Origin of the sequence: Methanosarcina vacuolata Z-761, assembly GCF_000969905.1 — an archaeon.
GTDB lineage: Archaea > Halobacteriota > Methanosarcinia > Methanosarcinales > Methanosarcinaceae > Methanosarcina > Methanosarcina vacuolata.
On the sequence record NZ_CP009520.1, the window covers coordinates 3,758,526 to 3,775,808 of the forward strand.

The 17,283-nt window shown below is 41.8% G+C and carries 10 protein-coding genes; 4 read left to right on the forward strand and 6 right to left on the reverse strand.

Annotation, left to right across the window (positions count from 1 at the left end; genetic code table 11):
- Nucleotides 1-501: 501 nt before the first annotated feature.
- Nucleotides 502-2,631, reverse strand: a complete 2,130-nt coding sequence (gene metG, locus MSVAZ_RS15465; protein ID WP_048122423.1) for a methionine--tRNA ligase — start codon at nucleotides 2,629-2,631, stop codon at nucleotides 502-504.
- A 636-nt stretch (nucleotides 2,632-3,267) separates the two neighbouring features.
- Between metG and sppA the strand changes: the two genes are divergently transcribed.
- The 3 genes from sppA to MSVAZ_RS21385 all read left to right on the forward strand — a co-directional run bounded on the left by sppA (nucleotide 3,268) and on the right by MSVAZ_RS21385 (nucleotide 8,396).
- Nucleotides 3,268-4,452 (forward strand): signal peptide peptidase SppA, encoded by a 1,185-nt coding sequence (gene sppA / locus MSVAZ_RS15470; protein WP_048122425.1) that lies wholly within the window; start codon nucleotides 3,268-3,270, stop codon nucleotides 4,450-4,452.
- Nucleotides 4,453-4,679: 227 nt separating this feature from the next.
- Nucleotides 4,680-5,951 (forward strand): serine--tRNA ligase, encoded by a 1,272-nt coding sequence (serS, locus tag MSVAZ_RS15475; RefSeq protein WP_048122427.1) that lies wholly within the window; start codon nucleotides 4,680-4,682, stop codon nucleotides 5,949-5,951.
- 621 nt (nucleotides 5,952-6,572) lie between these two features.
- The gene (locus MSVAZ_RS21385; RefSeq protein ID WP_052728004.1) at nucleotides 6,573-8,396 is read left to right on the forward strand and encodes a PKD domain-containing protein; all 1,824 of its coding nucleotides are present in this window, start codon (nucleotides 6,573-6,575) and stop codon (nucleotides 8,394-8,396) included.
- A gap of 460 nt (nucleotides 8,397-8,856) precedes the next feature.
- Here MSVAZ_RS21385 and MSVAZ_RS15485 read toward each other — a convergent pair whose 3' ends face one another.
- Genes MSVAZ_RS15485 through MSVAZ_RS15500 form a run of 4 tightly spaced genes read right to left on the reverse strand, consistent with a single transcriptional unit; the run spans nucleotide 8,857 to nucleotide 14,051 of the window.
- A complete protein-coding gene (locus MSVAZ_RS15485) occupies nucleotides 8,857-10,878 on the reverse strand; it encodes a glycoside hydrolase family 15 protein (protein WP_048122429.1) in 2,022 nt (673 codons plus the stop codon).
- Nucleotides 10,875-11,684, reverse strand: coding sequence for a V4R domain-containing protein (locus MSVAZ_RS15490; RefSeq protein WP_048122431.1), 810 nt, complete (start codon nucleotides 11,682-11,684; stop codon nucleotides 10,875-10,877). Before MSVAZ_RS15490 ends, MSVAZ_RS15485 begins: the two co-directional genes overlap by 4 nt.
- 37 nt (nucleotides 11,685-11,721) lie before the next feature.
- Entirely contained in the window at nucleotides 11,722-12,918 is a 1,197-nt protein-coding gene (locus MSVAZ_RS15495; protein ID WP_048122433.1) for a glycoside hydrolase family 57 protein, read from the reverse strand.
- On the reverse strand, nucleotides 12,915-14,051 hold the full coding sequence (locus MSVAZ_RS15500) for a glycoside hydrolase family 57 protein (protein WP_048122435.1): 1,137 nt from the start codon (nucleotides 14,049-14,051) through the stop codon (nucleotides 12,915-12,917). Before MSVAZ_RS15500 ends, MSVAZ_RS15495 begins: the two co-directional genes overlap by 4 nt.
- A 150-nt stretch (nucleotides 14,052-14,201) precedes the next feature.
- Between MSVAZ_RS15500 and MSVAZ_RS15505 the strand changes: the two genes are divergently transcribed.
- Nucleotides 14,202-14,765, forward strand: a complete 564-nt coding sequence (locus MSVAZ_RS15505) for a hypothetical protein (RefSeq protein ID WP_048122437.1) — start codon at nucleotides 14,202-14,204, stop codon at nucleotides 14,763-14,765.
- Between the two features lie 347 nt (nucleotides 14,766-15,112).
- On the opposite strand, the gene purL is transcribed toward MSVAZ_RS15505, so the two are convergent.
- On the reverse strand, nucleotides 15,113-17,260 hold the full coding sequence (gene purL / locus MSVAZ_RS15510) for a phosphoribosylformylglycinamidine synthase subunit PurL (RefSeq protein ID WP_048122439.1): 2,148 nt from the start codon (nucleotides 17,258-17,260) through the stop codon (nucleotides 15,113-15,115).
- Nucleotides 17,261-17,283 lie beyond the last annotated feature (23 nt).

Genomic DNA, 17,283 nt, shown 5'->3' on the forward strand with positions numbered 1-17,283 from the left:
CTTTTCCAATTATTAAGGCAGATCCGTCTAACTCTCCCAAGAGTTAAAAATAAATAATGAAAGTAAGAGGATTTATTTAGCTAACTTGCTTTATATCTATTAAATTGGGCTAACTATATAAAAATGTTTTTTATATCGGTAAAAAATTTTGTTAAGGATTACATGCTTGATGCTTGAGCAAAAAAATAATGGATTATCCGTAACTCTTATGAAATGAAAATAAGAGTAAAAACAGAAAATAAGAGTAAAAAACAGAAAATAAAAGTAAAAAGCAGAAAATAAGAGTAAAAAGCAGAAAATAAAAATGAAAACCCTATAATCATAAAATAACAGGGTTGAATTCTACCTGCATATTGCTCTTTTCAAATTGTATTTTATCTTTTTTGCCTAATTCTACCTTTTCTGGGGTGCACTGCCAGATAAACTGGTAGGCGTCCTCTAATGTATAATTAGAAGACGGTTCTAAGCCAGTAGAAGTATTTTTGAATTCAAGAGGTTGTCTCAGCGTATCCTTGAACCCGGCTTTATCTCTTTGTCCGGCATCAGGGCTGCTACAATCTCTCCGCCATCGTCGGCTGCAAGCATCATGCCGTTTGATTCGACTCCGCAGAGTTTGGCAGGTTTCAGGTTGGCGAGTACAATTACAGTTTTTCCTACAAGCTCTTCTGGAACATAATAAGAAGCAAGGCCTGCAACAAGCTGCCTTGGCTTTTCTTCGCCAATGTCCACTTCAATCCTGATGAGCTTTTTTGATTTCTTCACAGGTTCAGCAAGCAAAACTTTTCCTACGCGGATATCGAGTTTTGCAAAGTCTTCGTACTCGATCGTGGGAAGTTTTTCTTTTTCCTCTGTCTCGGGTTTTGCAGTGTCAGCTTTCTCGGCTGTTTTTGCTTCTTCGGCAGTGCCCATCCCTTCGGATTTGGTGGGCTCTTTTCCATTGCCTTTTCCTGCGGCTTTCTTTGCATCTGCGGCTCTTACTCTCTGGTTTGCAATCTCTTCCATTTCCTCAATCCTGTCATCTTCAAGCTTTGTGAAAAGGATTTTGGGCTTTGCAAGTTTTGTGCCTGCTTTCAGAGGCACGAGAGCATCAGCATACAGTGCGGTGTGCAGGTCTCCTTCCTGCCCGAGTTCTTTCCAGGCTGTTTCCGTGCTTCCGGGAGTTACTGGCTCAAAAATAAGGCACAGAGCTTTTGCCAGGTGAAGGCAGTTGTAAAGCACCTGCCCACAGGCGACCTTATCCTGTTTTATCAGGCTCCAGGGCTCGTGGGACTGGAAGTAGGCATTTCCGAAAGACGCAAGGGACATTGCAGAATCAACGGCTTTTTTGAACTCATATTCAGCCATTGCGGCTTTTACTTCCTTCAGGGCCTTTTCTATCTCTTCCTTTACCTCAGACTCAAGCTCTCCTGCTGGAACTTCTCCATAGTTCTTAAAAGCAAATAGCATTGTCCTGTACAGGAAATTCCCGAGCACGGCAACAAGTTCGGCATTGATCTTTTCCTGAAGCACGCGCCAGGAAAAGTTCAGCTCCTTTGTGTGTGAGGTATAGCTTGCCAGATAATATCTCAGCAGGTCAGGATGGAAACCGTGGTCAAGGTAATCTTCTCCTACCCAGACCACATTACCCCGGCTCTTGGAAAACTTTTTATCTTCAATTTTGACCATGCCTGAAGCTACAACAGCTGTAGGGACCGAATAATCCGCGCCTTTAAGCATAGCCGGCCAGAAGATACAATGATGATAGGTAATGTCCCCTCCGATAAAATGGACAATTTCCCCGTCGTTTTTCCAGAATTTTTCCCAGGAATCCCCGGCTTTTGCAGCCCATTCTTCGGTAAAGGCGATATATCCTATAGGAGCATCTACCCAAACATAGACCACGAGGTCATCATGCCCAGGGAATTTTACTCCCCATTCCAGGTTCCTGGTTATGCACCAATCCGTAAGCCCCTGCTTTACCCAGCCAAGTGCATAATTTCTGGCATTGATGGTTCCGCCAAGGTCATTTGAGAGATAGTCCTTAAGGTAATCACTGAATTCGGAAAGCTTGAAAAAGAAGTGTTCCTGTTGCCTGTACTCGGCAGGCCCTCCGCAAATAGTGCAGACAGGGTTCAGAAGTTCTCCGGGCTCAAGGTGTTTTCCACATCCCTGATCGCACTCGTCTCCTCTTGCAATTTCGCCGCAGTGAGGGCAGGAACCTTCTACATAGCGGTCAGGAAGAAAACGATTGCACTTAGGGCAATAGGCAATTTCGATGGTTTTCGGATACACATAGCCTTTTTCAATCAGCTTGTTTACAATATCCAGGGTCCGATTGTGATTTTCAGGATCGTCAGTAGTCCCAAAAGCATCAAAGTAAACTCCAAGCTGCTTGAAAGTCTCGTCAAAATGTTTGTGATATACTTTTACAAGTTCTGTGGGAGTAATCCCTAATTCTTCGGCATTTACGACAATAGGGGTGCCGTGAGTATCCGAACCGCAGACAAAAGTAACGTCCCTCCCTTCTTTTCGCAGGGAACGGGCATAAATATCAGCGGGCACATAGGTCCGGAGATGCCCGATATGAGCCTTGCCATTAGCATAAGGCAGGCCACAGGTGACAAGTACGGGTTTACTGGATGATTCTGGCATTCTTATCTCCATATATTTTTTATGAATATATTCCTCTTCGACAATTGCAACTCTGAAATATATTTCGCTCACTCTTTTTGATCAAACTTTTTTTGAAAAAGTTTGTTGCAACTCTGAAATATATTTCGCTCACGCTTTTTGATCAAACTTTTTTGGAAAAAGTTTGTTGAAACTCTGAAATATATTTCGCTCACGCTTTTTGATCAAACTTTTTTGGAAAAAGTTTGTTGAAACTCTGAAATATATTTCGCTCACGCTTTTTGATCAAACTTTTTTGGAAAAAGTTTGTTGAAACTCTGAAATATATTTTGCTCACGCTTTTTGATCAAACTTTTTTCAAAAAGTTTGTTGAAACTCTGGAATCTGTTTCACTACTGTGTTTTACAAGGTAATCTATTTGAGGAATAGTTAATAATAATATATAAAGAAGGGTGGAATGTAGAGACAGATTAATAATAGCTCCGACAAATGAACTGCTGAGTAAATTATATTGCCTGCGAACTTTTGTAAGTTATCCTTCTTGCACCGCTGCTACAATAAATATTCTCTTGATTAATAATTCAAACAATGCTCAAGACCGCAAACTAAAGTGGTAAATCTAAAATATACGATCCTAGATATACGGTTCCATCATATATGAGCGATAAAAACATAAACCCTGAGAACACGAACTCAAAAGATCTGTCTGGAGACGACAACTTACAAAGCAGTCCTCACAATGGAAGAGATGACTCCGTCCCTGATAATGGAACATACGGTACGAGTAATAACTCCTTCGATAGCTCTGCCCCTTATGGTCCGGAAAAAATAGATGATCATGGGCCCCACGTTGAGATCTCTGAAAATAAAGAAATTAAAAACAAGAGTTTAAGCATGAATCCCAATCCGTATCCACAGAACAAAAAGCATAGATGGATGCCCTACCTGCTGGTCGTACTGGCTCTCATTACTATCATACTGGTGAGTCTTGCGGTGATCTCCTCCAATTTTGGTGTTGGTGGAAGCCTGGGAAATTCGGAGAAGGTAGCTGTTATCTATGTCCAGGGTACTATATTTTCTGGAAACATTGCTGAAGGGCTTGGTTATGCTACTTCAGAAGAGATTGCAGGAGATATTCGCAGGGCTGCCGCAGATAGTGGAGTCAAGGCAATTGTGCTTAGAATTGACAGTCCTGGAGGATCTCCAGCAGCAGCCCAAGAAATTGTCGAAGAAATTAAGAAAGCCCAGGCAAAAGGGATTCCTGTTGTTGTATCCATGGGGGACCTTGCAGCCAGTGCTGCATATTATATCTCTGCGCCAACTGATTATATTATTGCAAACCCCTCTACGAATACCGGATCTATTGGAGTGATCTGGGTCTTCCAGAATAATTCGCTCTCTAATAAAGAAACAGGTGTAGATTACTACGTTGCAAAATCTGGAGAGATGAAAGATATGGGAAGTACCTGGAGAGGACTCACTGATCAGGAAAAAGAGTATGCTGATTCTGTAGTTATGGATAGCTACGAAAATTTCGTAACTGAGGTTTCAGAAGGGCGCAACATGTCCAGAAGTGATGTAAAGGCTCTTGCTGATGGCCGCATATACACCGGAGCCAGGGCAAAGGAACTTGGGCTTGTGGATGGTTTCGGAAATCTTTATGATGCAATTGACAAGGCTGCGGAACTTGGAGGAATTTCCGGGGAACCCAAAGTTGAATATATGAATAAAGCAAGTCTTTCAAGGCTCCTTTTGGGTTCGGATTCCAGAGGATCTAATGAGACAGCAAAACAGTCTGTCAGTTACTTTGAAGAAAGTCCATATGGAAAACTTCTTGCCTGAAACCCTAACAGAAAGAGCATTTAATAAGTGATATAGTTAAGTGATATAGTTAAGTAATATAGTTTTAATTGGGAACAGTTAGGGTTTTCAGATTTTTTAATTTTATTTTTATCTTAATATTTCCCTGTTTTTCTCTTTTTTCGACTTTGCTGATTTTCATAACAGCTTTACACCCGAAAAATCACAAAATATATATTCTCTCACATGCAGGATATCTCGGGCTTAATATGCTGGATCTCAAACTTGTACGTAATAGTCCCGATATAGTTAGACACGCTCTCATTAATAGGAATATGAGCACCGAGCTTATAGATAACCTTCTTGAGTATGATGTAGCGTGGAGAAAATGTCTCGCCGAAGGTGATGAGCTAAAACATAAGCGCAATGTGGTCACCCGTGAGATAGCGAAGCTAAAGAAAGAAAATAAAGATACTTTATCCAAGATAGAGGAAATGCAAGGCATTAATAGCCGTATAAAAGAAATCGATGATACAATACGTGATTACAAGTTAAACATACATGAAATAATGCTCAGAATTCCCAATATCCCATCCACGACAACTCCAGTAGGTAAGGACGAGAATGATAATCCAGTTGTAAGGGTTGTTGGCGAGCCAAGAGAGTTCACGTTCACTCCAAAACCCCATTGGGATATAGGAGAAGCACTGGACATACTTGACTTTGAGAAAGGGGCCAAGATCGCAGGCCAGGGTTTTACAGTCTATAAAGGTATGGGCGCAAAACTCGAAAGAGCTCTCATAAACTTTATGCTGGACGTACATGAAAGGCAGGGTTATCTTGAAGTTTTTCCACCAGTACTTATCAATGAAAAAGCCATGACTGGTACAGGGCAACTCCCAAAATTCAAAGATGACATGTACTTATGTACTGATGGTTACTATCTTGCACCTACCGCAGAAGTCCCTGTAACAAATCTCTTTATGGACGACTACATTGAAAACCTGCCGGTCTTCCTTACAGCGTATACTGCCTGTTTCAGGCGTGAGGCAGGAAAACATGGTCAGGACACCAGAGGCATCATCCGCCAACACCAGTTCAATAAGGTTGAACTTGTTAAGTTCGTAAAACCGGAAACCTCATATGAAGAACTGGAAAAGCTCACCAGTGATGCGGAAGAAATCCTTAAACTTTTAAAACTGCCATATCGCGTTGTAAACCTGTGTACTGGAGACATCGGATTCTCAGCAGCGAAGACTTACGACATCGAGGTGTGGGTACCCACACAGGAAAAATACAGGGAAATATCTTCGTGCTCCAATTTCGAGAACTTCCAGGCCAGAAGGGCGAATATCCGCTTCAGGACTCCTGAAGGTCCGCAGTTTGTCCATACCCTTAATGGCTCAGGCCTTGCTGTAGGGAGGACTGTCGTTGCGATACTCGAGAACTATCAGCGTGAGGATGGAAGCGTGGAGATCCCTGAGGTTCTCAGGCCATACCTTGGCGGGGCAAAAGAGATTAGTAACGAAACCAATACTTAAACTAAACAAGTCTAAATTTAAACTTATAAGCCTATATTTAGACAGATGTATGGGATTACCAAAGTAGATCCCAAAACTACTGTCAACGCGAAAAAGCGTGGAAGAAAAATTTAAAGGCGCAATTTTTCAGTGCTTTGCGTACTGTTAGCGTCTGTTTTCTTTTCTAATTTTTATATGTAATATTGAATGAGTTTTCTCAAAATAATTTTGTTCCCAAGTTCATAAAGCTTCAGAACTATTTTTGTGATGAGAAATCGATTGATTATTCAGATTATGTGATTAAGAGGAGTATTTTGAGTTTTGGGATTAGATACTTGTTTTACAATATTAAGAGTCTTCCTCATATTCGCGATTTTCAATAACTAAATCTTACGATCCTTATCTCTTAACTCTTTTTAAACCATTTTTTGGATTTTAATGCCTCTGTTTTGTGTTTTTGCACTAAAATACTGTTATTTCACCTTAATCAGCTTCAATTCGATTCTTATATAGGCATATTCTCTCTAATTCGAGAATTTTTATGAAACTCTGGTTTTAATAAAAAGGCTTAAAAATTAACATGAAGTTTAAAGTATTAATATCCTTTATATAAAAAATAAACTAAAGAACCAGGGTAAGATAATGAAATTTAACGAAAAATTGAATTCAGTAGCCTTAGTGTCAGTAGCTCTGATCTTGTTTTTAATTTTCGTTTCGTCTACAACGTCGGCAGCTACTGAGCAGAGTGCTTCATATGCAGGGACGTATGCATATATTACGGACCGTTACAGCGACACTGTCTCTGTAATTGATACATCTACAAACGCTGTTACAGCCAAGGTACCTGTAGGAAATCATCCTAGTGGAGTTGCGGTCAGCCCAACGGGAACAAAGGTATATGTGGTGAACTCTGATAGCGGGAGTGTTTCTGTAATTGACACAACCACAAACACCGTTACAGCCACTGTTTCTGTAGAACGTGGTCCTTATGGGGTTGCAGTAAGTCCTAATGGAAAAAAGGCATATGTAGCGAGCATGGGCTTAGATACTGTCTATGTAATTGACACAGCAACAAACACTGTTACAGCCACTGTGAATGTAGGAACTTATCCTAATGGAGTTGCAGTCAATCCAGCAGGAACAAAAGTATATGTGACGAACAATATGGATGGTACTGTCTCTGTAATTGATACAGCTACAAACAAGGTTACAGCCACAGTAAATGTAGGAACCAGTCCTGAAGGAGTTGCAGTCAGCCCGAACGGAAAAAAAGTATATGTGACAAACAATGGAGAAAATACCGTCTCTGTAATTGATACAGCTACAAACAAGATTACAGCCACTGTGAATGTAGGTGATTATCCTAAAGGAGTTACAGTCACACAGGACGGAAAAAAGGTGTATGTGGCGAATTTCGGCAAAATTGGCGATCTAGGAGGTACTGTCTCTGTAATTGACACAACCACAAACAAGGTTGCAGCCACTGTGAATGTAGGTTTCTATCCCTGGGGAATTGCAGTCAATCCAGCAGGAACAAAAGTATATGTGGCAGACTATGGAGATGGTTCTGTCTATGTAATTGACACAGCAACAAATACTGTTATAGCCACCATTATGTCTGCAGGACACAAGATTATTGCCTTCGGACAGTTTATAGCTTCTGTCCCGATACCAGTAATTCCTGTCGCAAACTTTTCCGCAAAACCTACCTTTGGAATGGCACCAATGATAGTTAAGTTTACTGACAAAAGCACGGGCTTACCGGATAAATGGAAATGGAATTTTGGAGACGGGGATACTTCAACCGAGCAGGATCCAATCCATAAGTATTTCAAAGCAGGAACATATACGATAACATTGACAGTGACCAATGCAGCCGGCAGCAATAAAACAACAAAAACAAAGTATATAACTGTTCTACCTCGTCTTAATAACCCTAAAGTTCCTGTTGCTTCTTTTTCTGCATCTCCTACTACTGGAAAAGCACCTTTAAAGGTTGTCTTTACTGACAAGAGTAAAAACACACCTACTTCCTGGAAATGGAGTTTTGGAGACGGAGCAGTTTCAACCGAGCAGAATCCAGTCCATAAGTATTCAAAAGTAGGGAATTATACGATTGCCCTCATAGCGATAAATGCAGCAGGTAATAATACAACAACAAAAGAAAATTATATAACAGTAATAGAAAAACCTGTTGCAAACTTCACCAGTAATGTCACATCAGGAAAAGCCCCATTAACTGTGGCCTTTACTGACAAAAGTACAGGCTTACCTGAGAAATGGAAATGGAACTTTGGAGATGGGACAACTTCAAGAGAAAAGAATCCGACTCATAAGTATTTACAGGAAGGAAAATATAAGATTACACTTACAGTAAGCAATACCGCAGGCAGCAGTACTGTAACCAAGACAAATTTCATAAAAGTAACAACAAATACAAGACCGGGTATATACTCTGAAAATTAATAAACCTCGAATTTAGAACGAAAAAAATTCAAGTCTAAAGGGAGTGGGGGAGTTTTTATAAAGTACCCCCGATTACCACGTTTTGAGTATGGACGAATTTTATAACTAAACAAAAAGGCTGGTTAGAATAGATCTACGACAAATATTGAAAAATATTTGTAACTATTCAGCCTATATAAAACAACATCAATAGCCATCTTGTTTAATATTTAATGAGCACTTTTTTGGAAGGTTCGTTTTTTTAAATTGTTGGTTATTGATTGCGTTTTTCAGTCTTGCATGGGTTAGCAATTTCACGTATGTGACAACTCTGAATCAACATCAGTAGACTGATTTGGGGTACCTGAATAGTTACAAATATTTAAATATTTTACTGCATTTATCTCAGGAGCTTCCTACTCTTTTTACATCCTTCAATCCTTCTCTTCTGCTTATAAGATCCTCTCCCTTTTGTTACTCCTTAATTTTCTTGCATATTCCCGGCTTTTTTCCTGCAAATTTTGTCCAGAAGCAGAATGTTATTAAGTATCAGAGATCCACTCCATCCGAGAGGGATTGCCCAGGCAGGGGTGCCTGTAGACTTATCCACCTGCTCCGGGAGAAGTCCTGTACTGGTTGCTCCGGCAAGAGACCATTTGAGGTATTCAATCCCTTCCATGGTCAGCCTTTTTACTGTTTCTTCCGGCTTTTCTTCTTGTTCATAGAACTTCTCATGCGTGGAGGTAGAGCCTTCTTTTTCATCGGAAAGTTCAAGGGCAAAGGTAAACATTGCTTCCGAAAGCCAGAGCGTAGTTACTACCCACGGGTTTCCGTTTATGTAACTGTCATTTTCATACCTCTTGATGCCGTAACCGATATTTATGGGTACTGAGAGTTTTTTCTGGATGTTCTCTATCATGAACTGAATCATATCCTTTTCCAGGGGGTCTTTTGCAGAGAGCATTCCAAAAGGAACATAAGTGCCGAGAATACTTGCATCAATCGTTTTGTCCAGCTTCTCATTAATTACACCTTTTGCAAAGTAACCTTCCTGAAGCCAGAAACGGTCAATCGTAGCCCGTTTGACGAACTCCGCCCTCTTTTTCCAGCGCCTTGCCATGCCAGCTTCTCCATTTTCTTCAGCCAGGTGTGAAGCGCCCATGAGTCCGGCATAAATTGAAGCATTTGTATATGTAAAAATTCCGTAGTAAGTCTCCCAGAGATCCATACATCTCTCGTGAATTCCTGATTTGGTCCGCTTCATCAGATATTCGGCAGCCCTGAGCACCGAGACCCAGACCTCTTCTAGAAATTCAGCTTTCTTCAGGCCCTCGAGAATCCCGTAATAAACATCCATAGCATAGAGCGTAGACCCGGTTTCATCAATCTGAGTTGAGTAGTCAAAATTACCCCAGGAGGGAGCTATATTTCCATTTAGCCAGTAGCGTTGAAACCAGGAACCATCAGGGAGTTGAGTCTGGATGCACCACTTGAAAAACATGTCACAGTAGTCTGGATAGCCTGAATGCTTTAATGCAAGCACGATTTCTGCAGCATCTCTATTCCAGCAGAACCCATATCCTCCACATTTCTCGAAGTTTGAGTCAAATTCCGGAGCAGCTACAAAAGACCCATATTCGCGGTCGTTAAGGAGGTAAAGCATTAGAAGAGCCCGGTTATAGGCATTGAACAGATCCTGACGAAGGTTGTCGTGTTCTTCAAGCCCCGGAATTTTGATTACCTGCTTTCTGGAAAGCCACATAACCCAGTGTTCCCGCGTCTTTTCAAAAATATATTCAAGAGGCATTTTTGAGAGCTCTTGCATTCTCTTATATAAGAGGCGTCGGGAAGAAGCAGCACCTATAAGGATTACAAACTCATTTGCTCCGTCAGCATCCAGTTCAAGATCCCAGCCAGCCGCATTATTAATGTTTCCTATGTCTTCTTTGTTCCCCTGGAGTTTTCCGTCTTCCATATCATATTTGGCATTCGTCCACCATATAGTATCCATTGCCTTTCCAATTTGCCACTCATTAAACTCTGGCTGAGAATAGATCCCTATATGATAGTTTTGCCAGTATTGTACAAGCAAATGAATATCGGTATCGCAAAACCCGGAGTTTTTCTTGGAGGTTTCACCTACGTTAAAATTCGAGTAATAAAAGAATTTTCCTGAAAGCTTTTTCTGGGACTGGACCTTGAACCTGCGGATAAGGACAGGCACGTCAGGGTGCACAAGGTCAAGAATGGAAATTCGGATTCCCGAATCATGATAAAGTTTTGTTGACACAATATTTGTGTCCTCTATATAGTTCTGGATGCCGTGCCATTCGTTATCATTAGTCCAGAGAAGCTTTTCTCCTGTATGAATACAGGCAACAGATTCCTCGACATGTTGAGCATGGTCTCGGCGGGGATAAAAAAAACCTATTATTTCCCCCTTTTTTCCCATTGTTACAAGCAGCTCGTCATTTCCAAGAATAACGTTGGGTTGCTTTATCACCGTGTCTCCCCTCTCAGTTGGTATTCCTGACTTGTACCGCCAGACGGTGCCGGCGAGATTATGTGTTCACAGACTTCTTTTCCTGTAGCTTTACAGCTTACCTCCCTCACACTTATGTTTTTCCCGAAATACTCGGTCAGGTAACCTGCAAAATAACCACTCATAAAGGCACAAACTGGCTGTTCCGACCCTCCGTAAACATCAGCTATAAACGAGTCTTTCACAACGATTTTTCCTTCATAAGTTTTGGGATCACATTCGATTTCCAGGATTCCCCAGCCCACGCCTTTAAAGAGTTCTGCAAGCACGCTTGCAAAATTACTGTCATTAAGGTCCAGAATACTCTTGAAATACTTTGCTGCGTGAGTCCCCCCCTTAAGTCCTGAAAGAGTGAGAAGGCCTTCTGCATGCGGAGCACTCTGGTTAAGAGTTTTAATGATATCAACAATGGTAAGTGCCCTTGCCATAACTCCCCTGACTCCTATAACATTTAGAGGGAAGTCCACGGAATAAACCATTCCGTATTCTGAAAGCCCATATTCGACCTCACTTACAACTTCAAGTTCCTTTATTTTTCGGGCGAAATCCTCTGGATCAACATCTTTGTTAAGCTCGGTAAATACTGAATATTCTCCGGTTTTCTGTGTAATATTATCCAGATGACCAAACATAATGAACGCATTCTCTTTTTCGAGAAAGTCAGTTATTAAAGATAGAGATCCCGGCTCTTTCGAGTAGATTATCTTAAACCATACAATCTGCGAGTTTTCATTGAAACCTGCAAACATGAATAAGTCTCTTACCATGTGACCTGACTCCCATGAGTTAGTATGTGTTCTTTAGTTAAGCTATTGTGCGAAGTTTTCTGAATACCTGTGCTTTGAAATCCATAAGTACAGCCATGAAATTAACCGCTGCATCGAAAGGCGTGGAATGGACACTGAAATATGAATGTACATCCCCATCTCCGAGCCATTTGGTACACATATAGTAGTAATGGTCCGAAGTCAGCAGATGCTTCCATATACGCAGGATTTCAGGGTCCTCCGTCTTCCTCACAAAGGGTTCAAGCAGCTTTATTTCTTCAAAGCAGCGCCTTTGCATGTCGTTTCCAAGCCATGCGCTTGTATCGCGTTCCATATCAGCCCAAGAAATTGTGGAAAAGTCCCCAACATCGATCTCGGCTACAGGGGAATATTTTTCGACAAGCTCAAGAGGGGTGCTGAAATCCAGGTGAGTCTTGAGCACTTCCCCGGGAAGTTCTTTCAGGAAGGAAAATATCCCGGTTTCTTCCCACTGATGCTCTCCGAAGGTCTCATAGTCCATAAAGATATTAACGCAGTCTTCATTATTCCCTGAAGCCCATGAGGCCCATTTCTCTGCAGTCAGGGGATACCCTTCCCACCACCTTGCAGAAAACCTGTATCCTATATCGTCACTCAACTTGTAATTTCTAAAGATAATAGGAAGCCCTGAACCTTTTGCCCTGTAAAGTACGTTGGGTGACCTTCCCTCAAGCATATGGTCCGCTCCTTCGGTAAGGATCGCCCTGTACCCAAGACCCGAAACAAGCTTTGCTATAGTGTTATTGTAAAGCAGTTCGGTATTCCGGAATACCTTAGGTTTAACTCCCAGAAGGTCAAACATAAGTTCTCTATGTTCTTTTATCTCCTCAATAAACTCGGTTTTGTCTTCAAAAAGACTTGAAAGAGAATGATAAAAGGTTTCGTCCAGAAATTCCATTGATCCGGTTTCCGCCATCTGCCGGAAGCCTTCGAGGGCATCTTTTCCCCAGAGTTCACATTGTTCGAGCAGGGTCCCGGTAACCGAAAGAGAAAACCTGAATTCTCCTTTATGTTCGTCAAGAGCATCCAGGAGGAGTGTATTTGTAGGAATGTAACATTTCCGGGCTACTCTTTCAAAGATCTCCCTGTTGCTTCTCTCGTCAAAATAGCGGAAAAACCCTGATCGGTCATCAGGCCAGAACCTGCGCAGTCTGAAAGGCTGATGTACCTGGAAATACATGCAAACCGATGTCATGCTCCCTCCTCCAGCACAGCTCTCCTGAAATCGGACAGGATGGAAAAGTAATTGACAGCCCTTTCATATCCTTCCCTGATATTCCCAGAATTCATAGAAAAAAAGATTTCACTCTGCTGAAGGTAACCGAATATATGTTTAAGTTCTCGATAGTTCTTATTTTCTTTAAGCCCTGAGAGTTCCTCTTCGATTCTTACCAGTTCTCGCAGGTAAAGCTGTTGAGCATGGTTACCTAATGCGTTATTTATCCCATAACGGATTGTCTGTTCGGTTCCCAGGGTAGGAAGCTTTAAGGGTTCAAATCTACTGGCAGCTTCAGAAGGTGTGAGCATGTCAATTCCCCTGGACTTTAGGGCCTCTGGAAACGTCCTGATAAAATCGTCTATCATGCTTTTGTTTCTGTAGTGAAAACAGAGGCTTGTATAATTAAAATAAAGAGTCAGGATGTCACCTTCCATGCTGGCAATCCAGTCCGCAAACTTTTCCGGAATAAGAGGATAGCCTTGCCAGTTTTTTTCCGAAAAGCGCAGTTCAAGGTCTTCGCTCAGGTTTATGTGCCTCAACAAAGTCGGGAGATGGTTTTCAAATACATGTACAGGGTCATATCCATTCATGAGATTCCTGGACCCCTCGGCGATAAGGCAGTTATAACCCAGGTCAGTAAGAATCGTCTCTACTCTTTCGGTGTACAGAATCTCTGTGTTTACGAAGGTTTTAGGGGTGATATCCAGTAATTCCCGGATCATTTCTCTATAAATGAGCACTTCTTCCTTAAACCAGGAAAGATCAGGATATAGTGAACTCAGAGAGTGATAACTACAGCTCCCTGTGAATTCCACGCTCTCATTTTCCCCAAATTCGCGGAATGATTCGAGAAGTTCGGGATCCCATCGACACTGTCCAAGGAATGGCCCGGATAGATCAAAGGAATATTTTCCCCCTCTTTCTATGGACTCCATAATCAGATCATTAAGGCGTAAAAACTGTCGGCTTGTTTTTAAAAATTTTGAAAAAATACTATTCCGGTCAAAATACCGGTCCATTTCAGGCACCCCAAAAAATCCCTCTACAGGCCAGTACCACTTAGGACTGTAAGGCAGATGCACTCCCATACAGATGCATACAGCTTTCATAACACAGTACTCTAGTGCGGAAACCTACTAAAAACTATTGTTTTGGTAACTATGCATTTACAGTGGAGTCAAAAATACTGAAAGTGGAATGAACTAATAGCTTATCTAAACATCCAAATAATTATAATAACATCAACACAATTTAAAACTGTGACAAAGAAAGACACACTAACTATCGTATCGCTAGCAGTCATAGGCTCCATCGTAGCAGTATTATTAAGTTCAGATAAGCCCACCGCGGGTCTAACGGCACTCGCTGTACTCATAGCAAGTGCATCATTATACGAGTCAGCGAAAACATCCGAAAAAAACAATGAACAAATGGAGAAATCACTCAAACTAACAGAAATAACACTCGAAAAAGCAGAAATCGAACAGAAAACGCGAACTATAAAAGAACAACTGAATGTATTTTACTATCCATTATATGATTATATAACACGAGATCCAAGCATTAACGAATGCTGGCAACCCAGTACATTGAATAAAATCGGAATGTATAGGTACTTTGCAAACAAGGAAATAATCGAACAGTTCGAAGTGTTCAGAAATAGTGGGTATGGTTACGGTAGCGAACCATGTAACAAACTGACCGAAAGTATAAAAATTGAAATCAAATTACTTGAATCTAGATGCAGAGAGCTGAACAATGGATTAAACATACTGGATAATGAATACAACCAAATAAAAAACGACTCGTATAAAGGTAGGTAAATTTACTGTGAACAACATGATTAAGAGCTATCCAAAATTTATAGTACGTCTAAAAAGTTATAGTACGTCTAAAAAGTTATAGTACGTCTATCTACTCGAATACTCATTTTGTTTATGAACGTTTGCGATCTTGAAAGCCACACAAGGTCATAATACTTTTTGGATAAACCCCTAAATGGGAAGCAAAAATCTTTTGCTTCCAAAAACAAGGAATGGGCGAAAAAGCCGTAACCTTGTAAGTTATTTTACTTGAATGAAACTTATCTACAATATTTCTCAGCCCTCTTGAGCGAAGCGAAAAGGACACCGTCCTCCCGAGACGGAACTCGGGTGACGACTCAGGGATTTTATCTCATCATAAACCTTGTCAAGCTGTCGTATGCATAGGAGATTTCTTTTAGGGATAGGGAAATCTCGAAGTCTTTTCCTTTAACCTCAAGGGAATTGCCTTCTACTTTGCCGATAATCATATGAGGCACATCTTTGAGGATTTCGAGTACAGTTTCGGGTTCACCTGTAGCAAGTAGAGCTCTTGCCGGGGCTTCTGAGAATAAGAGTTCCTCAGCTTTTAATTCTGAAACTTCACTCAAGTCTACCTTTGCACCAGAATTCTTGCACATCCTCGCAAGTCCTGCTGCAATTCCTCCAAGGTAAAGGTCATGTGCCGAGCTGAGTTTTCCGCTTCTTGCCGCTTCGATTACTGCTTTTATAATCTCAGGAGCATTTTTCGGGACAGAAGGAACTTTTCCGGCATTCTGGGCCTCGAAACAGGCATAGTATTCGGAACCTCCCAGATCTGCAGTTGTCTCTCCTACCAGGATGATGGTGTCTCCTGATTTTGCAAAGAAGCTTGAAGGGAGAAGAGTCTCAAGGTTGACTTTCCCTATTATTCCTATTGAAGGAGTTGGGAGAATTGCGGTCTTAAATTCATCGCTTTCGTTATACAGGGATACATTTCCTCCCACGACCGGGATTGAGAGTTCCCTTGCCCCATCTCCAAGTCCAAGTACGGAGTTTTTGAGTTGCCAGTAGATTTCCGGGCGATCCGGGTTCCCAAAGTTCAGGCAGTTTACAATTGCAAGCCCTTCAGCCCCTTTTACTGCAAGGTTCATGACGTTTTCAATTACTATATTCTTTCCTCCGTTATAGGGGTCAAGAAGGGTAGCTCTTGGCTGGCAGCCGCAGGAAAGTACGAGTCCTTTTTCATCAGTTATCTTGAGCACGCCAGAATCTTCTCCGGGTTTGACAACTGTTCTTAACTGGACTTCATGGTCGTACTGCCTGTAGATCCATTCTTTTGAGGCAATATTGTAGGAAGAGATAACTTTCAGGAAGGCTGCCTTAAGGTCTTCCGGAGTTTCGGGGGCTTTACTTTCTTCAACCTGAGGAATAGGAGCTACTGAAGATTTCTCGCAGGTCGGAGCTCCGCCTGTCAGGAAATCAATTGGAATATCTACAACGACTTCCCCTTTGAATTCAACCGTATAGTTTGGTTTCTCTGTTAAGTATCCTACTACGGCCCCATTAAGGTCGTACTTTGCTACCAGAGCAAGTACGGCATCAACGTCTTCAGGAGCTACTTCAAAGACCATGCGTTCCTGAGATTCTGCAAGCAGGATTTCATAAGCATTCATATTGGGTTCGCGCTGGGTCACGGCATCTGCAATAATGTAGGCTCCAAGTCCTCCCTTTGCAGCCAGTTCTGCGCTTGCTCCTCCAAGACCAGCAGCTCCCAGGTCTTTGCAGGATTTTATATAACCTTTCTCCATGGCTTCCAGCGTCATTTCAATTACGAGCTTTTCAGTATATGGGTCTCCCACCTGGACGCTCGGACGGTCTTCCGCTTCGGCTGATTCGGAAAGGTCTCTGGAGGCAAAAGAAGCTCCTCCAAGTCCGTCTTTTCCTGTGCTGGAGCCTGCGAGCACAAGCTTGTTTCCGGCTTTCTGGGAGCGGGCAGTTATGACCTCATCTTCCCGGCAGAGCCCTACTGCAACAACATTTACAAGAGGGTTCCCACTGTATTTTCGGTCAAAGAAAGTCTCACCATTGACCACTGGCACTCCTATGCAGTTTCCATACCCTGCAATTCCCTTAATTATCTGTTCAAAGAGAAACATATTTTTTGGAGTGTCAAGAGGTCCGAAATAGAGGGGGTCCATAAGGGCTATTGGACGGGCTCCCATGGAGATTATATCTCTTACGATACCTCCTATACCGGTAGCAGCTCCGTTGTAGGGGTCGACATATGAAGGGTGGTTATGGCTTTCCATACCTATAGCAAGTACATAGCCATCATCAAATTTTATAATTGCAGCATCGTCCCCCGGGCCAATAATCACATTTTCGCCCGTACTGGTAAAAGTTTTCAGGAGAGGGGCACTTGAGCGGTAGGAACAGTGTTCGCTCCATAAATTTAAAAAGCAGCCCTGTTCTACCAGGGTGGGCTCTCGCCCCAGTTCTTTTTTAATGATCTTAAGGTCTTCTTCAGGTAACATTGCCTTGCCTCTGATACTTAGTC